Here is a 17,328-nt window from a genome sequence, read left to right as displayed (position 1 = left end):
AGGTGCGTGGGGGAACGAGGGGAGCCGGAACATGTCACGGGAAGCGGGAACGACGGCGGAGCCGGGGGGAGGTGCCGGGACGCTGCCGGTCGTGACCCCTTTGCGGATCGTGGTCGGACTCTGTCTCGTCGCGCCCTTCGTGGCGATGCTGTGGGTGGGTTCGTACGCGAAGATCGACCCGACGTTCATCGGGATCCCGTTCTTCTACTGGTACCAGATGCTGTGGGTCTTCATCTCCAGCGGACTGACCTTCCTCGCCTACAAGTTGTGGCAGCACGACCAGCGCGTGCGACGCGCCGCGCGGGGCGGTGAGGTCAAGTGAAGGACGGCGTCAACGGGATCGCGCTCGCGGTCTTCATCTTCTTCTTCCTCGTCGTCACCGTCATGGGCTTCCTCGCGGCGCGCTGGCGTCGCTCCAGCGTGGAGAGCCTGGACGAATGGGGCCTCGGCGGGCGCTCGTTCGGTACGTGGGTGACCTGGTTCCTGCTCGGCGGCGACCTGTACACCGCCTACACCTTCGTGGCGGTGCCCGCCGCGATCTACGCGGGCGGCGCGGCCGGCTTCTACGCCGTGCCGTACACGATCCTCGTCTACCCGCTCATCTTCACCTTCCTGCCCCGCCTGTGGTCGGTCTCGCACCGGCACGGGTACGTGACGACCTCGGACTTCGTCCGGGGCCGCTTCGGCTCGAAGGGGCTCTCGCTCGCGGTCGCGCTCACCGGCATCCTCGCCACGATGCCGTACATCGCGCTGCAACTCGTCGGCATCCAGGCGGTCCTGGACGTCATGGGCGTGGGCGGCGGCGACGACACGAACTGGTTTGTCAAGGACCTGCCACTTCTGATCGCTTTCGCCGTACTCGCCGCGTACACGTACTCCTCGGGTCTGCGGGCTCCGGCGCTGATCGCCTTTGTCAAGGACGGGCTGATCTACCTCGTCATCGCGGTCGCGATCATCTACATCCCGATCAAGCTCGGTGGCTTCGACGACATCTTCGCGAAGGCCGGCGACGCGCTCTCGCAGAAGAACCCCGCGACAGGAGCGCCGAAGGGCGCCCTCGCGCCCGGCGAGGCGGGGCAGTGGGGGTACGCGACACTCGCGCTCGGCTCGGCGCTCGCGCTCTTCATGTACCCGCACTCGGTGACGGCGACGCTGTCGTCGAGCAAGCGGAACGTGATCCGGCGCAACACCACGATCCTGCCGCTGTACTCGCTCATGCTGGGGCTGCTCGCGCTCCTCGGCTTCATGGCGATCGCGAGCGGCGTCAAGGTGAGCAACGGGCAGCTCGCGATCCCGCAGCTCTTCGAGAACATGTTCCCGGACTGGTTCGCCGGGGTCGCCTTCGCGGCGATCGGCATCGGCGCACTCGTCCCGGCGGCGATCATGTCGATCGCGGCGGCGAACCTCTTCACGCGCAACATCTACAAGGACTTCCTGAAGCCGGACGCGACCCCGGCGCAGGAGGCGAGGATCTCCAAGCTCGTCTCGCTGCTCGTGAAGGTCGGCGCGCTGATCTTCGTGCTCGGCATGGACAAGACCGTCGCGATCAACTTCCAGCTGCTCGGCGGCATCTGGATCCTCCAGACGCTCCCCGCGCTCGTCGGCGGGCTCTTCACACGGTGGTTCCACCGCTGGGCGCTGCTCGCCGGCTGGGCGGTCGGGATGGCGTACGGGACCTGGGCGGCCTGGTCGACGTCCTCGCCGACGCAGGACCACTTCGGGGGCTCCTCGAAGGAGATCCCGGGGCTCGGCGAGATCGGGTACATCGGGATGACGGCGATCGTCCTGAACGTCGTGGTCACGGTCGTCCTCACCTTCGTCCTGCGGGCCTTCAAGGCACCGGACGGCGTGGACGAGACCCAGCCGTCGGACTATGTGGCGGACGCGGGTGACCCTGGGGTCAAGCAGGAGTTGCCGCCGGCTGTGCCGGAGACCGCGGGGCACTGACGGCGGGGGCGGGGCCCGCGCGGGGCTCCGCCCCGGCGCGCGGGGCTCCGCCCCGGACCCCGCTCCTCAAACGCCGGAGGGGCTGATTTTTTTGACATGTCCTCACTTACAGCGACCGGAATGCGAACACGCGCGCGCCCCGCTCCCCCCGGTAAAAACTCCGTACGACCCCGCTTGTGGGGTCCCCTCAAGCCATACGATCGACGTCGCCGCCCCCACCGCCCCCCGTCACCCCACCGGGCACAGGGGACCTTGTCGGCACCCCACAACCGTTGACCCGCACGTAACAGTCCCCACCCCCGACACAACATCTGGGGCCTCCTTTCCCGCCCGCCCCCCAGATGTATGCTCTTCCTCGCTGTCGGCAGGGGAATCCGGTGCGAGTCCGGGACTGTCCCGCAACGGTGTGCGACGCGCCCCGTGGCGTGTTGCGAGTCCGATGACCTGCCGAAAGCGCGCCGCCGCCCCGCCCGGGCACGGCGCCAGACGTCCGGGCCCCGCGGAAAGGGCCGGGGACGTGACGCGGTGTGCCCGAAAGCGCTGCCGTCGTCCCGTCGCCGCCCCGCACCCGAGGCCCCCAGCGAGCGAGGGAGAGCCACCCCAGTGACCATCGCGCCAGCAGATCCCGCCTCATCGGTCGCGGCCGAGCAGGACCTTCCCGGGACCGCCCTGTTGCGGACCCTCACGGAACTCACCGCCGATCTCCCCGACACCGACCCCGGCCGGGTCGCCGCCGCCGCCCTGCGCGGCCGCAGCGCCCACGCCGACGAGGCGGAGCTGCGCGAGCTGGCCACCGAGGCCGCCGCCGGGCTCATCTCCGAGGACCCCGCCTACTCCCGGCTCGCGGCCCGTCTGCTGGCCCTCGCGATCACCGAGGAGGCCGCCGGGCAGGGCGCGAGCGGCTTCGCGGCCTCCGTCGCCGTGGGCCACCGCGAGGGCCTGATCGGCGACCGCACCGCGGAGTTCGTCGCCGCGCACGCCGCCCGCCTGGACGCGCTCGTCGACACCGAGGGCGACGACCGCTTCGGCTACTTCGGCCTGCGCACCCTCTACAGCCGCTACCTGCTGCGGCACCCGATCACGCGCAAGGTCGTCGAGACCCCGCAGTACTTCCTGCTGCGCGTCGCCGCGGGGCTCGCCGCCGACGACAGCCTCCCGGCCGTCGACGAGGTCGCGAGCCTGTACCGGCTCATGAGCCGCCTGGACTACCTGCCCTCCTCGCCGACGCTCTTCAACTCCGGTACGCGGCACCCGCAGATGTCCTCGTGCTACCTCCTGGACTCGCCGAAGGACGAGCTGGACTCGATCTACGAGCGCTACCTCCAGGTCGCCCGGCTCTCCAAGCACGCGGGCGGCATCGGCATCGCGTACTCCCGCATCCGCTCGCGCGGTTCGCTGATCCGGGGCACCAACGGGCACTCGAACGGCATCGTCCCCTTCCTCAAGACGCTCGACTCCTCCGTCGCCGCCGTCAACCAGGGCGGGCGCCGCAAGGGCGCCGCCGCCGTCTACCTGGAGACGTGGCACTCGGACATCGAGGAGTTCCTGGAGCTGCGCGACAACACGGGCGAGGACCAGCGCCGCACCCACCACCTCAACCTCGCGCACTGGATTCCCGACGAGTTCATGCGCCGCGTCGCCGCCGACGCCGAGTGGTCGCTCTTCTCGCCGGCCGACGTGCCCGAGCTGACCGACCTGTGGGGCGAGGAGTTCGAGGCCGCGTACCGCGCCGCCGAGGCGAAGGGCCTGGCCCGCAAGACGATCCCGGCGCGCGAGCTGTACGGCCGCATGATGCGTACCCTCGCGCAGACCGGCCAGGGCTGGATGACCTTCAAGGACCACTCCAACCGCACCGCGAACCAGACCGCCGAGCCCGGCAGCGTCGTCCACTCCTCGAACCTGTGCACCGAGATCATCGAGGTCACCGACGACGGCGAGACCGCCGTGTGCAACCTCGGCTCGATCAACCTCGGCGCGTTCGTCGAGAACGGCGCGATCGACTGGGAGCGCCTGGACGAGACCGTCCGCACGGCCGTCACCTTCCTCGACCGCGTCGTGGACATCAACTTCTACCCGACCGAGCAGTCCGCCGCCTCCAACGCCCGCTGGCGCCCGGTGGGCCTGGGCGCGATGGGCCTCCAGGACGTCTTCTTCAAGCTGCGGCTGCCCTTCGACTCGGCCGAGGCGAAGGCGGTCTCCACCCGGATCGCCGAGCGCATCATGCTCGCCGCCTACGAGGCCTCCGCCGACCTCGCCGAGAAGCACGGCCCGGTCCCCGCCTGGGAGAAGACCCGGACCGCGCGCGGTGTCCTGCACCCCGACCACTACGACGTGGAGCGGACCTGGCCGGAGCGGTGGGAGGCGCTGCGCGCCCGTATCGCCGAGAGCGGCATGCGCAACTCGCTGCTCCTCGCGATCGCGCCGACCGCGACGATCGCCTCGATCGCCGGCGCCTACGAGTGCGTCGAGCCGCAGGTCTCCAACCTCTTCAAGCGCGAGACGCTCAGCGGTGAGTTCCTCCAGGTCAACGGCTACCTCGTCGAGGACCTGAAGAAGCTCGGCGTGTGGGACGCGCGCACCCGTGAGGCGCTGCGCGAGGCGAACGGCTCGGTCCAGGGCTTCAACTGGATTCCCGAGGAGGTCCGGGCGCTGTACCGCACGGCGTGGGAGCTGCCGCAGCGCGGCCTCATCGACATGGCCGCCGAGCGCACCGCCTTCCTCGACCAGAGCCAGTCGCTCAACCTGTTCATGGAGACGCCGACGATCGGCAAGCTCTCCTCGATGTACGCGCACGCCTGGAACAAGGGCCTGAAGACGACGTACTACCTGCGCTCGCGTCCCGCGACGCGCATCGCCCGCGCGGCCGGTTCCTCGGCCGCCGAGGCCGCACCCATCCCGGAGCAGGCCAAGCCCGCCGCGCCGAGCGTCGCGGACGCCGAGGCGATCGCCTGCTCCCTGGAGAACCCCGAGTCCTGCGAGGCCTGCCAGTAATGTCCGAATCCACCCTTCCCGAGCAGAAGAAGCGCAACCAGAACCTGCTGGACCCGGGCTTCGAGCTGACCCTGCGCCCCATGCGCTACCCGGACTTCTACGAGCGCTACCGGGACGCGATCAAGAACACGTGGACCGTCGAGGAGGTCGACCTCCACTCGGACGTCTCCGACCTCGCGAAGCTCACGCCCGGCGAGCAGCACCTCATCGGCCGTCTCGTCGCGTTCTTCGCGACGGGCGACTCGATCGTCTCGAACAACCTGGTGCTGACGCTGTACAAGCACATCAACTCCCCGGAGGCGCGGCTCTACCTGAGCCGGCAGCTCTTCGAGGAGGCCGTGCACGTGCAGTTCTACCTGACGCTGCTCGACACGTACCTGCCCGACCCGGACGACCGCGCGGCCGCCTTCGCCGCCGTGGAGAACATCCCGTCCATCCGCGCGAAGGCCGAGTTCTGCTTCAAGTGGATCGACGAGGTCGAGAAGATCGACCGCCTGGAGTCGCGGTCCGACCGGCGGCGGTTCCTGCTCAACCTGATCTGCTTCGCGGCGTGCATCGAGGGCCTCTTCTTCTACGGCGCCTTCGCCTACGTGTACTGGTTCCGCTCGCGCGGCCTGCTGCACGGCCTCGCGACGGGCACCAACTGGGTCTTCCGCGACGAGACGATGCACATGAGCTTCGCCTTCGACGTCGTCGACACGGTCCGCAAGGAGGAGCCGGAGCTGTTCGACGACAAGCTGGAGGCCGAGGTCAAGGAGATGCTCGCCGGGGCGGTCGACGCGGAACTCCAGTTCGCGCGCGATCTGTGCGGTGACGGCCTGCCCGGCATGAACACCGAGTCGATGCGCGAGTACCTGCAGTGCGTCGCCGACCAGCGCCTCGTGCGCCTCGGCTTCTCGCCGGTGTACGGCTCCAGCAACCCCTTCTCCTTCATGGAGCTCCAGGGTGTGCAGGAGCTGACGAACTTCTTCGAGCGGCGGCCGTCCGCCTACCAGGTCGCGGTCGAGGGTTCGGTCTCCTTCGACGACGACTTCTAGGGCGTACGCGGTGTAGGCGCTGGTCTCCCCGAGGGGGCCGGGTTCCGTACGGGACCCGGCCCCTTCGGCGTGCCCGGGGTCTCAGGCGCGCCGGACGCGGAGCACCGTGGCGCGGGGCTGGAGCGTGATGCCGATGCGGGGGCGCGGGTCGGTGCGCCCGGGGACGGTTTCGACGTGCCAGTCCCGGACCGTGTTGGCGAGGACGAGGGCGAGTTCGGTGAGGCTGTAGATGTCGCCGGGGCATTTGCGGTTGCCGATGCCGAAGGGGATGAAGGCGTGCCGGGGAATCTCGGCGGCGCGTTCGGGGAGCCAGCGGTCGGGGTCGAAGCGGTGCGGCTCGGGGAAGGACCTCGCGTCGTGCTGGAGTGCCCAGGGGCTGTAGAGCACGTCGGTTCCCGCGGGGACGCGATAGCCGCCGAGTTCGGTGTCGCTCGCGGCCCTGCGGGTGAATATCCATGCCGCCGGGCGTATCCGCATGGATTCGCTCACGAGATTCCGGGTGAGGGCGAGTTTCGGAAGATCCTCGAAATCGACGGGACGGTCCGGCGCGACCGATTCCACCTCCGCGCGCAAAGTGTGTTCCCACTCGGGGTGCTGGGCGAGGAGGTGAAAGGTCCAGGCGAGTGTCGCCGCGACATTCTCGGCCGCCGCGACGACAAGGGATACCACGTTGTCGTGAATCTCCTCGTCGGGCAGCGGGGCGCCGTTCTCATCGGTGGCGTGAAGCAGTACGGAGAGCAGGTCGTCCTCGGGCACGGCCTCGCCGGAATCCTTCGCGCGCGCCTCGCTCACCAACTGCCGGACGAGAGCGTGCAGTTCCGCGAGGGCCGCGTTGAAGCGGCGGTTGGCGGGGGTCGGCAGGCGGTGCAGTGGCCCGAAGGAGAGGATCATCCGCTGATAGAGGCCGCCGAAGACGGTGTGCAGGGCGTGCGCGATCCGGTCGGCGAGTTCGGTGCCGCTCGCGTCGACCTCCAGGAGGGAGCGGGAGACGATCCGGACGCCGGTACGGAACATCTCCGCGCCGACGTCGGTGATCTCCCCGTCCCGCCACGATCCCGCGGTCCGTACCGCCTCCTCGGTCATGACGCGCGCGTAGGAGGCGATCCGCTCGGGGCGGAAGGCGGGCTGGATGGTGCGGCGCTGGCGGCGGTGGCGGGGGCCGTTGCTCGTCGCCACCCCCTTGCCGAGCAGGATCTCCAGGGTGTCCCAGAGCGGTCCGCCGACGGTGAACTCGGGGCGGGTCAGGAGGGTGCCGACGAGGTCGGGGGCGCAGACGGCGAGGACCTGCTTGGGGCCGAGCGCGATCCGTACGACCTCGCCGTGCGCGCGGAGCCCTTCGAGGAAGGGGAGCGGGCCGCGGGCGAGGGCGGGGGCGTGGCCGAGGAGCGGGAGGGCTCCGGCGGCGAGCGGCGCCGGGCGCGGGGTGCCCTCGGGGGGCGCGGTGGGGGGCGTACGCGGGCTCATACGGTGCCCTCCTCTTCGTGCGGGCCGCGCTGGCGGCCGACCCGGGGGGTCTCGGCGGGGCGCACGGCGGGGGTAGTGCGCGCCGGTGCGCTCTCCTGGAGATACGGGGGGCACGCGGGGTCCTCCCATTGCTCCACGCGATAGCGCCCGGATTCGTGGTGGAACCAGTAGACGGACGGAAACCAGTTCCGCATGTTGTCGGTGCAGGACAGCAGAACGGCTCGCGTCCGTTCCCGCTCCGTTTCGCCGCCTTCAGCATCGCCTTCACCGTCGGCTTCGATTTCGGCTTCGGATTCGGCTTCGGATTCGGTGAGGGAATCGGCGAGTGCGCGCAATTCCTTTTCGGCGTCGAGGAATGCGGTGACGCGTCCCGCGACTTTCTCGCGCACGACGGACACGGCTTCCGCGAGTTCCATTCCCTCGTGCCTGATGAGGCTTATCCCGAGGTTGTGCAGCTCGTCCCCCGCTATTTCCTTCGGCAGCGAGCAGAGGTCGTTGTACCAGGCGGCGAAGTCCTGGCAGGCGAGCCCGGCGGTGCGGTACGCGCTGCTTTCCCGCACGGAGGCGGGGAGTTCGCCGCCGGCGACGGCTTCGAGGAGGTCGAGCCAGAGTTCGTGGGCGAAGGTGAGGCGCCGCAGCTCCAGGTACGCGGCGACGGTCGGGACGGTACGGCTCAGGCGGTTGCGGAACTCCTGGTCGTAGGCGTCGATGACGGGGCCCATGTGGCGGGCGAAGCGGGCGCGCCACGTGGGGGGCATGGGCTCGCCCATCCGCAGCAGGCAGTCGGCGAAGGCCGCCACCAGCGGCTCCTCGTGGTGCAGATGGGCGCCGGGGTCGCCGAGCGCGGCGTGCAGGTCCGCGCACAGGGCGCGCCAGGAGGCGGTACGGGCGTGGGCGACGTCCCGGTCGTGCCGGTCGTCCCAGGCGAAGAACCAGCTGCTGAAGTCGGCGATGGCGCCGAGCATCGCGTCCGTGGCGCCGAGGTAGTAGCCGGCGACGAGGTCGGTGTAGCGCAGCTCGTCGGCGAGGGCCTCGGCGGCCGCGGGGGCCATGAGCCGTTTCTCCTGGAGCCACAGCTTCGACTTCACCTGAAGCTTTGGCCAATAATTGTGCAGTCGACGGGTGAAATCCCTTTCGACTACCGGGAGTTGCAGCGCGGGCGGCACGAGCACCGGCCGGGCGGCGGTGGCCCGGGTGGAGAAAGCAGGCACGAGCGAACCCCTTTCGGGAGTCGGACGCGCGCACACCAGGTCCCCGTCTCCCGGCGGGCGCCGCGTCACAAATCGACAGCGCATTCCATTCAGCCCTATGGAGTGGCGGGAAGGGAATGGATATCGTCGAGGAATCGCTCAGGTGTGCCGACAACCGGCCCGTTTTTGTCCGGAATCCGATCATCTAAGGTCGTCATATAGCGCTGGAATATGCCGCACCGCCCGTCCTGAGGCGGACGGGCGACGGGAGACGCCTGGGGTCGCGCCGCGCACCTGGCGCAACCGCCGGGCGCACACGCGGGCGCACGGGTGCGCAGGGAGCGCAGCCGTGGGCAGAGGTGCGGCGCTGGGTCGTCGGGCCGCGGCTCTCAGTCGTTGGGGACGGTGGCGTAGCGCGGAGTGCCCTCGGCCATCTGCTTCAGGGCGTCCTTGCGGTCCCGCTTGGAGAGGCGGTCCAGGTAGAGGTAGCCGTAGAGATGGTCGGTCTCGTGCTGGAGGCAGCGCGCGAAGTACCCGGTGCCGCGCACCTTGATCGCATTGCCGTGCTCGTCCTGACCGGTGACCTCGGCGTACTCGGTCCTCGGGGTCGCCGCGTAGGCGCCGGGGACGGAGAGGCAGCCCTCGTTGGAGTCGTCGAGGGTACGCAGTTCGGCGGGCAGGTCGCGCAGCTTCGGGTTGCACACGACGCCGACGTGCCGTACGCCCTGGTCGTCCTGGCAGTCGTAGACGAAGACCTTGAGGCCCACACCGACCTGGTTGGCGGCGAGCCCCACGCCCTCGGCCGCGCGCTGGCTCGCGAACATGTCGTCCACGAGCTTGGCCAGCTCGGGCCCGAACTCGGTGACGTCCGCGCACTCCTTGTGCAGCACGGGATTCCCGACGACGGTGATCGGCAGCGCCTCACCGCGCTCCCGGTAGGCGCTCTCCCGCTCCTCGGTGTCGGCCGTGTCGATCACGTAACCCTCGTCATCGACGGGGAGGCCGGTCGTCTGCTGCGCCATCTTCTCCGGAGTGTCCTTTCAGGGAGCCGGCCAACCGACCAGCAGGATGTGCCGATCCACCCTACAGGGACCCCGAATCCACCTGAGCCCCACGAGGCCCGCCCGCCAGAGGCTCAGCAGACCTCCTCCAGGTCCCGCCAGCCCCTCGCCTCCGGCCGATCGGCCACCCACGTATCAAGAATCCCCCGCACCAGATCCGCCGGCGCGGCCAGCCCGCACTCGCGCTCCGTCACCCACCGCCCTCCGGCGGTCGCGTGCCCGAGCGGCCCCGGCGAGCCGGGCTCGCTGTGGTCGTGCGGGTCGGCCCGCTCCCCGTCCCCCGCGTCGCTCTCCATCCGGCTCTCGGAGCAGCTCCGGCAGAGCAGCCGCACCGACGAGGTCCAGTCCTCCGCCGCGTACCCCGCGTCCGAGGCGAGCTTCTCCAGGGCGTCGCGGTCGTCCTCGGTGGCCGCGTCGAGCAGCACGACCCACGTCGGCACGGGCGAGGGCGCCCACAGCTCGATCTCGTCGAAGACGGGGAAGGACCGTCCCTCGGGCGTGATCCGCTCCCCGTGCGGCACCCCGTCGTGCAGGACGACCTCGCCCCAGCGCCGCCCGGAGGACGGCAGCGGAACGGAGAGGACCTCGATGCGGGCGGGATCGACGCGCCTGCCCCACACCACCTCCGCCTCGCCCTCGGGCGAGAGGCGCACGGCGGCGCTGCCGAGGGCCATCCCGGTGGGCGGCTCGGCGGGCGCCGTGCTGTCGGGGAGCCGCAGCCCGTACGCCTGCCAGGCCCGCCGGGCGAGCGGCCAGTCCTGGAGCGCGGTCGCCGCGATGCCCACGTTCCACCAGTCGGGAGCCCCGGCCGAGCGGTCGAGCAGGGCCACGGCACGCAGTCCGGTGGTGCGCGCGGCCTCCCAGTCGTGGCGGAACTTGTGGAGCAGGGCGAGGTTGAACCAGGACTCGGAGAGCCACGGCTCCAGGTCCGCGGCGCGCGTGAGCAGCGCCCCCGCGTCCTCGTACCTGCCGTCGCCGATGAGGGTGAACGCGCGATCGGTGGCCTGCCGCCAGGAGGCGGAGGGCCGGTGCCGTCCCTTGCCGAAGATCCTCACGATTCCCGCCTGCATCCCCGCTGCCGTCGATGGAGGGGCCGCGGCCCGCTGTCCCGCCGCACGCGCCTGGTGGCCGCGCCGACGCCGGGCGAGCCGGGCGCGTCACAGCCCCGGCTCCCGCTCTCGCATCCAACCACGGACCTCCGGGCGCCCGCTCATTACCCATGGGTTACCCCGTCCGGACGCATCCAGACCTGGCCCCCGGGCCGGGGCACGGGGGCCCGTGTCCCTCGTACGGGTGAAGGAAGGTACGTACGGTGATGAGGCGGGCACGCCGGAGGCCGCGCCCCCTGCGGGACGCGGCCTCCGGGCACGTGCGGGCGGGCGCTCAGCTCTCCCGTACGGCGCTCTCCACCGCGCCTGGCAGCGAGATGTCGTCGTCGGGCACCGCCTGGCCGGAGCGGATCAGCTCGATCCGCCCCATCACCTTGGCGCGCAGGTCGGAGGGGACGTCGTCCTGCCCGCAGCAGCGCTTGACGAGCTTCTTCACCGCCTGCTCCAGGCCGTACTTCTCCAGGCAGGGATTGCACTCCTGGAAGTGGTCCTCGTACTTGACGCACTCGGCGTCCGGCAGCTCATGGTCCAGGACCTCGTACAGGTGGTCGAGGACCTCGCTGCAATCCGTCTCGTGCGGCTCTCCGCAGCTCATGAGCCCGAGCCTTTCGCCTCGTCCGACCCACCCGCGCCCGCGGGGACGAGCCCGCGCTCGCGGGCGTAGTCCTCCAGCATGCCGCGCAGCTGGCGGCGACCGCGGTGCAGCCGGGACATCACCGTACCGATGGGTGTCCCCATGATGTCCGCGATCTCCTTGTAGGCAAAGCCCTCGACGTCCGCGAGATAGACCGCGATGCGGAACTCCTCGGGGATCGCCTGGAGCGCGGACTTGACGTCCGAGTCCGGCAGATGGTCCAGCGCCTGCGACTCCGCGGAGCGCAGACCCGTGGACATGTGCGACTCGGCACGCGCGAGCTGCCAGTCCTCGATCTCCTCGGCCGCGCTGCGCTGGGGTTCGCGCTGCTTCTTGCGGTACGAGTTGATGAACGTGTTCGTGAGAATCCGGTACAGCCACGCCTTGAGATTGGTGCCTTCACGGAACTGGTGGAAGGAGCCGTACGCCTTCGCGTAGGTCTCCTGCACCAGGTCCTCGGCGTCGGCCGGGTTGCGCGTCATGCGCAGCGCGGCCGAGTACATCTGGTCGAGGTACGTGAGGGCGTCCCGCTCGAAGCGGGCGCTGCGTTCGGCCGCGCTCTCCTCGGAACGCGTCCCCGCCTCGTCCTCTCCCGCGTCGGTCCCAGTGACCCGACCCACCTCCTCCGACACCGTGCCGGCGTCCGCGAAGGTGCGGGCGCCCGCCTCGGAGAATAGACGACCGGTGGCCTCCGGGGCCTTCCGGTCGACTCCGGCCACGCCGCCGTTCCGGGTGGTGCGGGCCGCGTGCAGAACGGACCAGTCCAGTCCGTTGCCGCTGCGGCTGGGGCAGATCGTCGCTCCCATGCGGGGCCTCTTCCTTTCGTACGCCGGAGGTTCCGGTACGGCTGACACAACACCAGGGCGGCGCGGCGCATTCCCGCGCCCCGCTCAGCCCCGCGCGCGCAGCCAGTCCCCTACCGCCACTGTGAGCAGACTCACCGCCTCGTCCTGAGCGAGCGGGGCCTTCCTCGGCACGTGGAAGGAGTGGTCCCCGTACGGAACCTCGGCGAGGTCGTAGGGGCCGGGAGGGAACTCGGCGGGCCTGCCGAAGGGGTCGTTGCCGCCCTGCACGACGAGCGTGGGCAGCCCGGTGCCGAGCAGTTCGGCGGCGCGGCTCTTCTCCGGCTTCCCCGGCGGGTGCAGGGGGAAGGAGAGGGCGAGCACCGCGGCGGCGCCCAGGCCCCCGGCGGTACGGCACGCGACGCGGGCCCCGGCGGAGCGGCCGCCCGCGACGACGGGGAGGCCGGGGGCGGCGAGCGCGGGCCACAGGGCGGTGAAGGCGGCGTCCAGGGTGCGGGGGGCGGGGGCGAGCCTCTTGCCGGCCACGCGCCAGGGTTGTTCGACCAGGGCGACCGTCACTCCGCGGGACGGGAGCGAGGCCGCCAGGGCGGCGAGGTCGCGGGCCTCGACGCCGCCGCCGGCGCCGTGGCCGAGGGCGAGAACGGTGCGCGGCTTCGCCGCGGGGTGCCAATGGATGCGGGCCGGACCCTGCGGGGTGGCCACCAGGTCAGTTGTCACGTTGCGCATTGTGTCGTGGGGCTCCGCCCCACACCCGGCTCCTCAAGCGCCGGAGGGGCTGGTGATTTGGTGCGGGCGGCTGGTTCAGCGCGGGCGAGAGGTAAGTGGCCTCAGAACAGCGTCTCCTCCTCCGGGGCCGCCAGTTCCTTCTCCAGTTCGGGGCCGTTGTTGCGGACGTTGCTCACCTCCGTGCTGACCGGGTAGGCGCGCATCAGGCCCTCGGGGGGTGGGGTGAGGAGGTGCTCGGGGGCCGTGTTCGCGGGGTCGAGCCAGGCGTCCCAGCGGTCGGGGGTGAGCATGAGGGGCATGCGCGGGTGGATGTCGGCGAGGGAACGGGGGCCCTCCTCAGGGGCGAGGGCGAGCGGGGCCGTCTCGGCCTCCGTCGTGAGGACCGTGCACGTGGCCCACCAGGCCTGCGGGTGGTCGTCGGGGAGCGTGCGGTCCCGCCAGAACTCGTACAGCCCGGCCATCGCGAAGACGGAGCCGTCGGCCGGGGTGACGAAGTAGGGCTGCTTGCGGGGGCGTTTGCGGCGGCCCTCCTCCTCCAGGCGCCGCTCGTCCTTGCCCGTGACCCACTCGTAGTAGCCGTCGGCGGGGAGCAGGCAGCGGCGGGCGGCGAAGGCGCGGCGGTAGGAGGGCTTCTCGTGGACCGTCTCGGCGCGCGCGTTGATCATCCGCGCGGCGCCCTCGGGTGACTTGGACCAGGAGGGCACGAGGCCCCACTTGAGCGGGCGGAGCTGGCGAACCGGCCGCCCGTCCCCCGCGTCCTGTCCCTTGAGCGGCCGTTCGAGGACCGCGGGGACGAGCTTCGTCGGGGCCACGTTCCAGTCGGGGGCCAGGGTCTCGCTCGGCTCCCACTTCTCCACGCCGAAGAGCGAGACGAGATCCTCGGGGGCACGAGAGGCCGCATACCGTCCACACATGACCTTCAGCCTGCCACGTCCACCCCCGACCCGAGGAGCCTTCGCCCCATGCACCCCACCGACATCCCCGGGCTCTGGCACCGCGTCTTCGGCAGCCAGCCGTCCCCCGAGCGCTGGGTCGTCCTCGTCGCGCTGCTGCTCGCCCTCCTCTTCGTCGGGCCGCGCCCGCTGTGGCACCTGACGCGGAACGCCGTGACGATCGCGCACGAGGGCGGGCACGGCCTCCTCGCGCTCCTGACCGGGCGGCGCCTGGAGGGCATCCGGCTGCATTCGGACACCTCCGGCCTCACCGTGAGCCGCGGCAAGCCGACCGGACCCGGCATGATCCTCACCGCGGCGGCCGGATACGTCGCGCCCTCGCTCCTCGGTCTCGGCGGCGCCTGGCTGCTCGCCGCGCACCACATCACGCTCCTACTGTGGGCGGCGACGGCGCTCCTCCTGCTCCTGCTGATCATGGTCCGCAACGCGTACGGGATATTCACGGTGCTCGTCACGGGCGCCGCCTTCGTGCTCGTCTCCTGGCTCACCGGGCCGCAGGCGCAGTCCTTCTTCGCTTATACGGCGGTGTGGTTCCTGCTGCTCGGCGGGGTGCGCCCGGTCTTCGAGCTCCGGGGCAAGCGGCGCCGCGAGGGCGCGTACGACTCCGACCCGGACCAGCTCGCGCGGCTGACGCACGTGCCCGCCGGGCTGTGGCTGCTGCTCTTCTTCGCCGTCTCGCTCGGCTCGCTCGTCGCGGGCGGGCGGTGGCTGCTCGGGCTGTGAGTCCCTCGCGGCAGGTCCCCGGGGTCGTACGCGCCGGTGCGTGTCCACCGGCGTGCGCGGGCCCCTCGTGCGGGTGAAACAGCCCCCTCGGGCCACGCCCGTCCCGCCTACCACACCCCTGTTTCGGACTGGTTTCGGCGCATTTGGACAGGATCGTGGATCACCCTGAGCGACTAGAGTGAGGGTCATGACCGAGACGCCTGCACTGACCGACCTCTGGCCCGCGCCGCACGCGGAGGGGCCCGTTCGCGCGACCGTGCGGGTGCCCGGCTCCAAATCGATCACCAACCGGGCGCTCGTGCTCGCCGCGCTCGCCGCCGAGCCGGGCTGGCTGCGCCGCCCGCTGCGCTCGCGCGACACCCTCCTGATGGCGAGCGCGCTGCGCACGATGGGCGTCGGCATCGAGGAGACGGTCTCCTCGGAGTCCTGCGGGGTCACCGGCGCGGGCGAGGCGTGGCGCGTCATCCCCGCCGGGCTGCGCGGCCCCGCGACCGTCGACGTCGGCAACGCGGGCACGGTCATGCGCTTCCTGCCGCCCGTCGCGACGCTCGCCGAGGGCGCGATCCGCTTCGACGGCGACCCGCGTTCGTACGAGCGCCCGCTGCACGGCGTGATCGACGCGCTGCGCGCGCTCGGCGCCCGTATCGACGACGGCGACCGGGGCGCGCTGCCGCTCACGGTCTTCGGCAGCGGCGCGCTCGACGGCGGCAAGGTCGAGGTGGACGCCTCCAGCTCCTCGCAGTTCATCAGCGCGCTGCTGCTCTCGGCGCCGTCCTTCAACCAGGGCGTCGAGCTGCGGCACACGGGCCGGACGCTGCCCTCGCTCCCCCACATCCGGATGACCGTGGACATGCTGCGCGCGGTCGGCGCGCAGGTCGACGAGCCGGAGACCGGTGGCGAGCCGAACGTGTGGCGGGTGACGCCGGGCGCGCTGCTCGGCCGCGATCTCACGATCGAGCCCGACCTCTCCAACGCGCAGCCCTTCCTCGCCGCCGCGCTCGTCACGGGCGGCACCGTGACGATCCCGGACTGGCCGGCGCGCACCACGCAGCCGGGCGACCGGCTGCGCGAGATCTTCACCGAGATGGGCGGCACCTGCGAGCTGAGCGAGGCGGGCCTCACGCTCACCGGCACGGGCCGCGTCCACGGCATCGACGTCGACCTCGGCGAGGTCGGCGAGCTGACCCCCGGCATCGCGGCCGTCGCGGCGCTCGCCGACTCCCCCTCGACGCTGCGCGGCGTCGCGCACCTGCGCCTCCACGAGACGGACCGGCTCGCCGCGCTCACCAAGGAGATCAACGAGCTCGGCGGCGACGTCACCGAGACCGCCGACGGCCTCCACATCCGCCCGCGCCCGCTGCGCGACGGCGTCTTCCACACGTACGAGGACCACCGCATGGCCACGGCGGGGGCGGTCCTGGGGCTCGTTGTGCCCGGGGTGGAGATCGAGAACGTCGCGACGACGGCGAAGACGCTGCCCGACTTCCCGGAGCTGTGGGCCGGGATGCTCGGGAACTGACGGGACCTCAGCGATGCGCCGCTACGGAAAGAACCCCGACGAGGACGACGTCCGCGTCCGCCCCGGGCGCCGGGGCAGCCGCCCCCGTACCCACATCAGGCCCAAGCACGAGGACGCCTCCTCCGGCATGGTCCTCACCGTCGACCGGGGGCGGCTCACGTGCCTCGTCGAGGGGCGCAGGATCGTCGCGATGAAGGCCCGTGAGCTGGGCCGCAAGGCCGCCGTGGTCGGCGACCGCGTCGCGCTCGTCGGCGACCTGTCCGGTGAGAAGGACACCCTCGCCCGGATCGTCCGCATCGAGGAGCGCCGCTCGGTGCTGCGCCGCACGGCCGACGACGACGACCCCTACGAGCGGGTCGTCGTCGCCAACGCCGACCAGCTCGCGATCGTCACGGCGCTCGCCGACCCCGAGCCGCGCCCCCGCATGATCGACCGCTGCCTCGTCGCGGCGTACGACGGCGGCCTGAGCCCGCTGCTCGTCCTCACCAAGTCCGATCTCGCCTCCCCCGACCGGCTGTTGGAGACGTACACGCCGCTCGGCGTCCCGTACGTCGTGACGAGCCGCGAGGAGCTGTACGACGGCGAGGCGGCCGGGCGGGTGCGGGAGCTGCTCGACGGGAAGATCACGGCGTTCGTCGGGCACTCGGGCGTCGGCAAGACGACGCTGGTCAACGCGCTGGTGCCGGAGGATCAGCGCCGCACCACCGGGCACGTCAACGCGGTCACCGGGCGCGGCAGGCACACGACGACGTCGGCGCTCGCGCTGCCGCTCGACGGGGCCGGCGGCTGGGTCGTCGACACGCCGGGCGTGCGGTCCTTCGGGCTCGCGCACGTCGATCCCTCGCGTGTCGTGCTCGCCTTCCCCGATCTCGTACCGGGGACGGAGGAGTGTCCGCGCGGCTGCTCGCACGACGAGCCGGAGTGCGCGCTCGACGCCTGGGTCGCCGCGGGCCACGCGGGGCCCGAGCGCCTCGCCTCGCTGCGGCGGCTGCTGTCCACGCGGGAGCGCCACGAGGGGGACTGAGCGGGCGCCAGGTGTGGCGTGGCCTGCGCGGGGGAAGGGGGATTGCGTCTCCCAAGGGAAGGCAAAGGCATAAGCTCGGGCGGGTCCGCGCAGGGCGGACCGGGGCAGGTCCGGGTGCGGTGTCGCTGTCGGCGGCGGTGCGCGGGC

Annotated in this window: 15 protein-coding genes and 1 riboswitch; of the genes, 7 read left to right on the top strand and 8 right to left on the bottom strand. The window is 71.6% G+C overall.

Features of this window, described 5'->3' with window-relative positions; translation table 11 throughout:
• The first annotated feature begins 31 nt into the window (after positions 1 to 31).
• From ACIP4O_RS13325 to ACIP4O_RS13310, 4 genes are all read left to right on the top strand, one after another.
• The gene (locus tag ACIP4O_RS13325) at positions 32 to 322 is read left to right on the top strand and encodes a DUF3311 domain-containing protein (protein WP_361333763.1); all 291 of its coding nucleotides are present in this window, start codon (positions 32 to 34) and stop codon (positions 320 to 322) included.
• Entirely contained in the window at positions 319 to 1,947 is a 1,629-nt protein-coding gene (gene mctP / locus ACIP4O_RS13320) for a monocarboxylate uptake permease MctP (RefSeq protein WP_401574598.1), read from the top strand. Before ACIP4O_RS13325 ends, mctP begins: the two co-directional genes overlap by 4 nt.
• 345 nt (positions 1,948 to 2,292) lie before the next feature.
• Positions 2,293 to 2,414, top strand: a riboswitch (cobalamin riboswitch).
• 136 nt (positions 2,415 to 2,550) lie between these two features.
• Entirely contained in the window at positions 2,551 to 4,938 is a 2,388-nt protein-coding gene (locus ACIP4O_RS13315) for a ribonucleoside-diphosphate reductase subunit alpha (protein WP_401574596.1), read from the top strand.
• Positions 4,938 to 5,975 carry a ribonucleotide-diphosphate reductase subunit beta gene (locus tag ACIP4O_RS13310; protein WP_361333772.1) on the top strand — a complete coding sequence of 346 codons (1,038 nt, stop codon included), beginning with the start codon at positions 4,938 to 4,940 and terminating at the stop codon, positions 5,973 to 5,975. Before ACIP4O_RS13315 ends, ACIP4O_RS13310 begins: the two co-directional genes overlap by 1 nt.
• An 81-nt stretch (positions 5,976 to 6,056) precedes the next feature.
• Here the strand turns inward: ACIP4O_RS13310 and ACIP4O_RS13305 are convergent, their stop codons facing one another.
• From ACIP4O_RS13305 to ACIP4O_RS13270, 8 genes are all read right to left on the bottom strand, one after another.
• Positions 6,057 to 7,439 carry a cytochrome P450 gene (locus ACIP4O_RS13305; RefSeq protein ID WP_401574595.1) on the bottom strand — a complete coding sequence of 461 codons (1,383 nt, stop codon included), beginning with the start codon at positions 7,437 to 7,439 and terminating at the stop codon, positions 6,057 to 6,059.
• Positions 7,436 to 8,527: a multidrug MFS transporter gene (locus tag ACIP4O_RS13300; protein ID WP_401574943.1), complete on the bottom strand. Its 1,092-nt coding sequence runs from the start codon at positions 8,525 to 8,527 to the stop codon at positions 7,436 to 7,438. Before ACIP4O_RS13300 ends, ACIP4O_RS13305 begins: the two co-directional genes overlap by 4 nt.
• 491 nt (positions 8,528 to 9,018) lie before the next feature.
• Positions 9,019 to 9,651, bottom strand: coding sequence for a peptide deformylase (gene def, locus ACIP4O_RS13295; protein WP_010271834.1), 633 nt, complete (start codon positions 9,649 to 9,651; stop codon positions 9,019 to 9,021).
• A gap of 113 nt (positions 9,652 to 9,764) precedes the next feature.
• Positions 9,765 to 10,745 (bottom strand): tetratricopeptide repeat protein, encoded by a 981-nt coding sequence (locus ACIP4O_RS13290; RefSeq protein WP_401574594.1) that lies wholly within the window; start codon positions 10,743 to 10,745, stop codon positions 9,765 to 9,767.
• Between the two features lie 328 nt (positions 10,746 to 11,073).
• Positions 11,074 to 11,394: a mycothiol system anti-sigma-R factor gene (gene rsrA / locus ACIP4O_RS13285; RefSeq protein WP_361333781.1), complete on the bottom strand. Its 321-nt coding sequence runs from the start codon at positions 11,392 to 11,394 to the stop codon at positions 11,074 to 11,076.
• Positions 11,391 to 12,053 carry a sigma-70 family RNA polymerase sigma factor gene (locus tag ACIP4O_RS13280; protein ID WP_029397040.1) on the bottom strand — a complete coding sequence of 221 codons (663 nt, stop codon included), beginning with the start codon at positions 12,051 to 12,053 and terminating at the stop codon, positions 11,391 to 11,393. Before ACIP4O_RS13280 ends, rsrA begins: the two co-directional genes overlap by 4 nt.
• Positions 12,054 to 12,323: 270 nt before the next feature.
• Positions 12,324 to 12,962, bottom strand: coding sequence for an alpha/beta family hydrolase (locus ACIP4O_RS13275; protein ID WP_401574593.1), 639 nt, complete (start codon positions 12,960 to 12,962; stop codon positions 12,324 to 12,326).
• Positions 12,963 to 13,063: 101 nt separating this feature from the next.
• Positions 13,064 to 13,876 carry an SOS response-associated peptidase gene (locus ACIP4O_RS13270; protein WP_401574592.1) on the bottom strand — a complete coding sequence of 271 codons (813 nt, stop codon included), beginning with the start codon at positions 13,874 to 13,876 and terminating at the stop codon, positions 13,064 to 13,066.
• Positions 13,877 to 13,924: 48 nt separating this feature from the next.
• Between ACIP4O_RS13270 and ACIP4O_RS13265 the strand changes: the two genes are divergently transcribed.
• The 3 genes from ACIP4O_RS13265 to rsgA all read left to right on the top strand — a co-directional run bounded on the left by ACIP4O_RS13265 (position 13,925) and on the right by rsgA (position 17,181).
• On the top strand, positions 13,925 to 14,638 hold the full coding sequence (locus ACIP4O_RS13265) for a M50 family metallopeptidase (RefSeq protein WP_401574590.1): 714 nt from the start codon (positions 13,925 to 13,927) through the stop codon (positions 14,636 to 14,638).
• Between the two features lie 187 nt (positions 14,639 to 14,825).
• The gene (gene aroA, locus ACIP4O_RS13260) at positions 14,826 to 16,157 is read left to right on the top strand and encodes a 3-phosphoshikimate 1-carboxyvinyltransferase (protein WP_401574589.1); all 1,332 of its coding nucleotides are present in this window, start codon (positions 14,826 to 14,828) and stop codon (positions 16,155 to 16,157) included.
• Between the two features lie 13 nt (positions 16,158 to 16,170).
• The gene (gene rsgA / locus ACIP4O_RS13255; protein ID WP_361333798.1) at positions 16,171 to 17,181 is read left to right on the top strand and encodes a ribosome small subunit-dependent GTPase A; all 1,011 of its coding nucleotides are present in this window, start codon (positions 16,171 to 16,173) and stop codon (positions 17,179 to 17,181) included.
• The last annotated feature ends 147 nt before the right edge of the window (positions 17,182 to 17,328 follow it).

It is taken from the genome of Streptomyces sp. NPDC088923 (assembly GCF_044749745.1).
Classification (GTDB): Bacteria; Actinomycetota; Actinomycetes; order Streptomycetales; family Streptomycetaceae; genus Streptomyces.
Note: the sequence above shows the minus strand (reverse complement) of the source record. Positions and strands in the feature narration are given on the sequence as shown.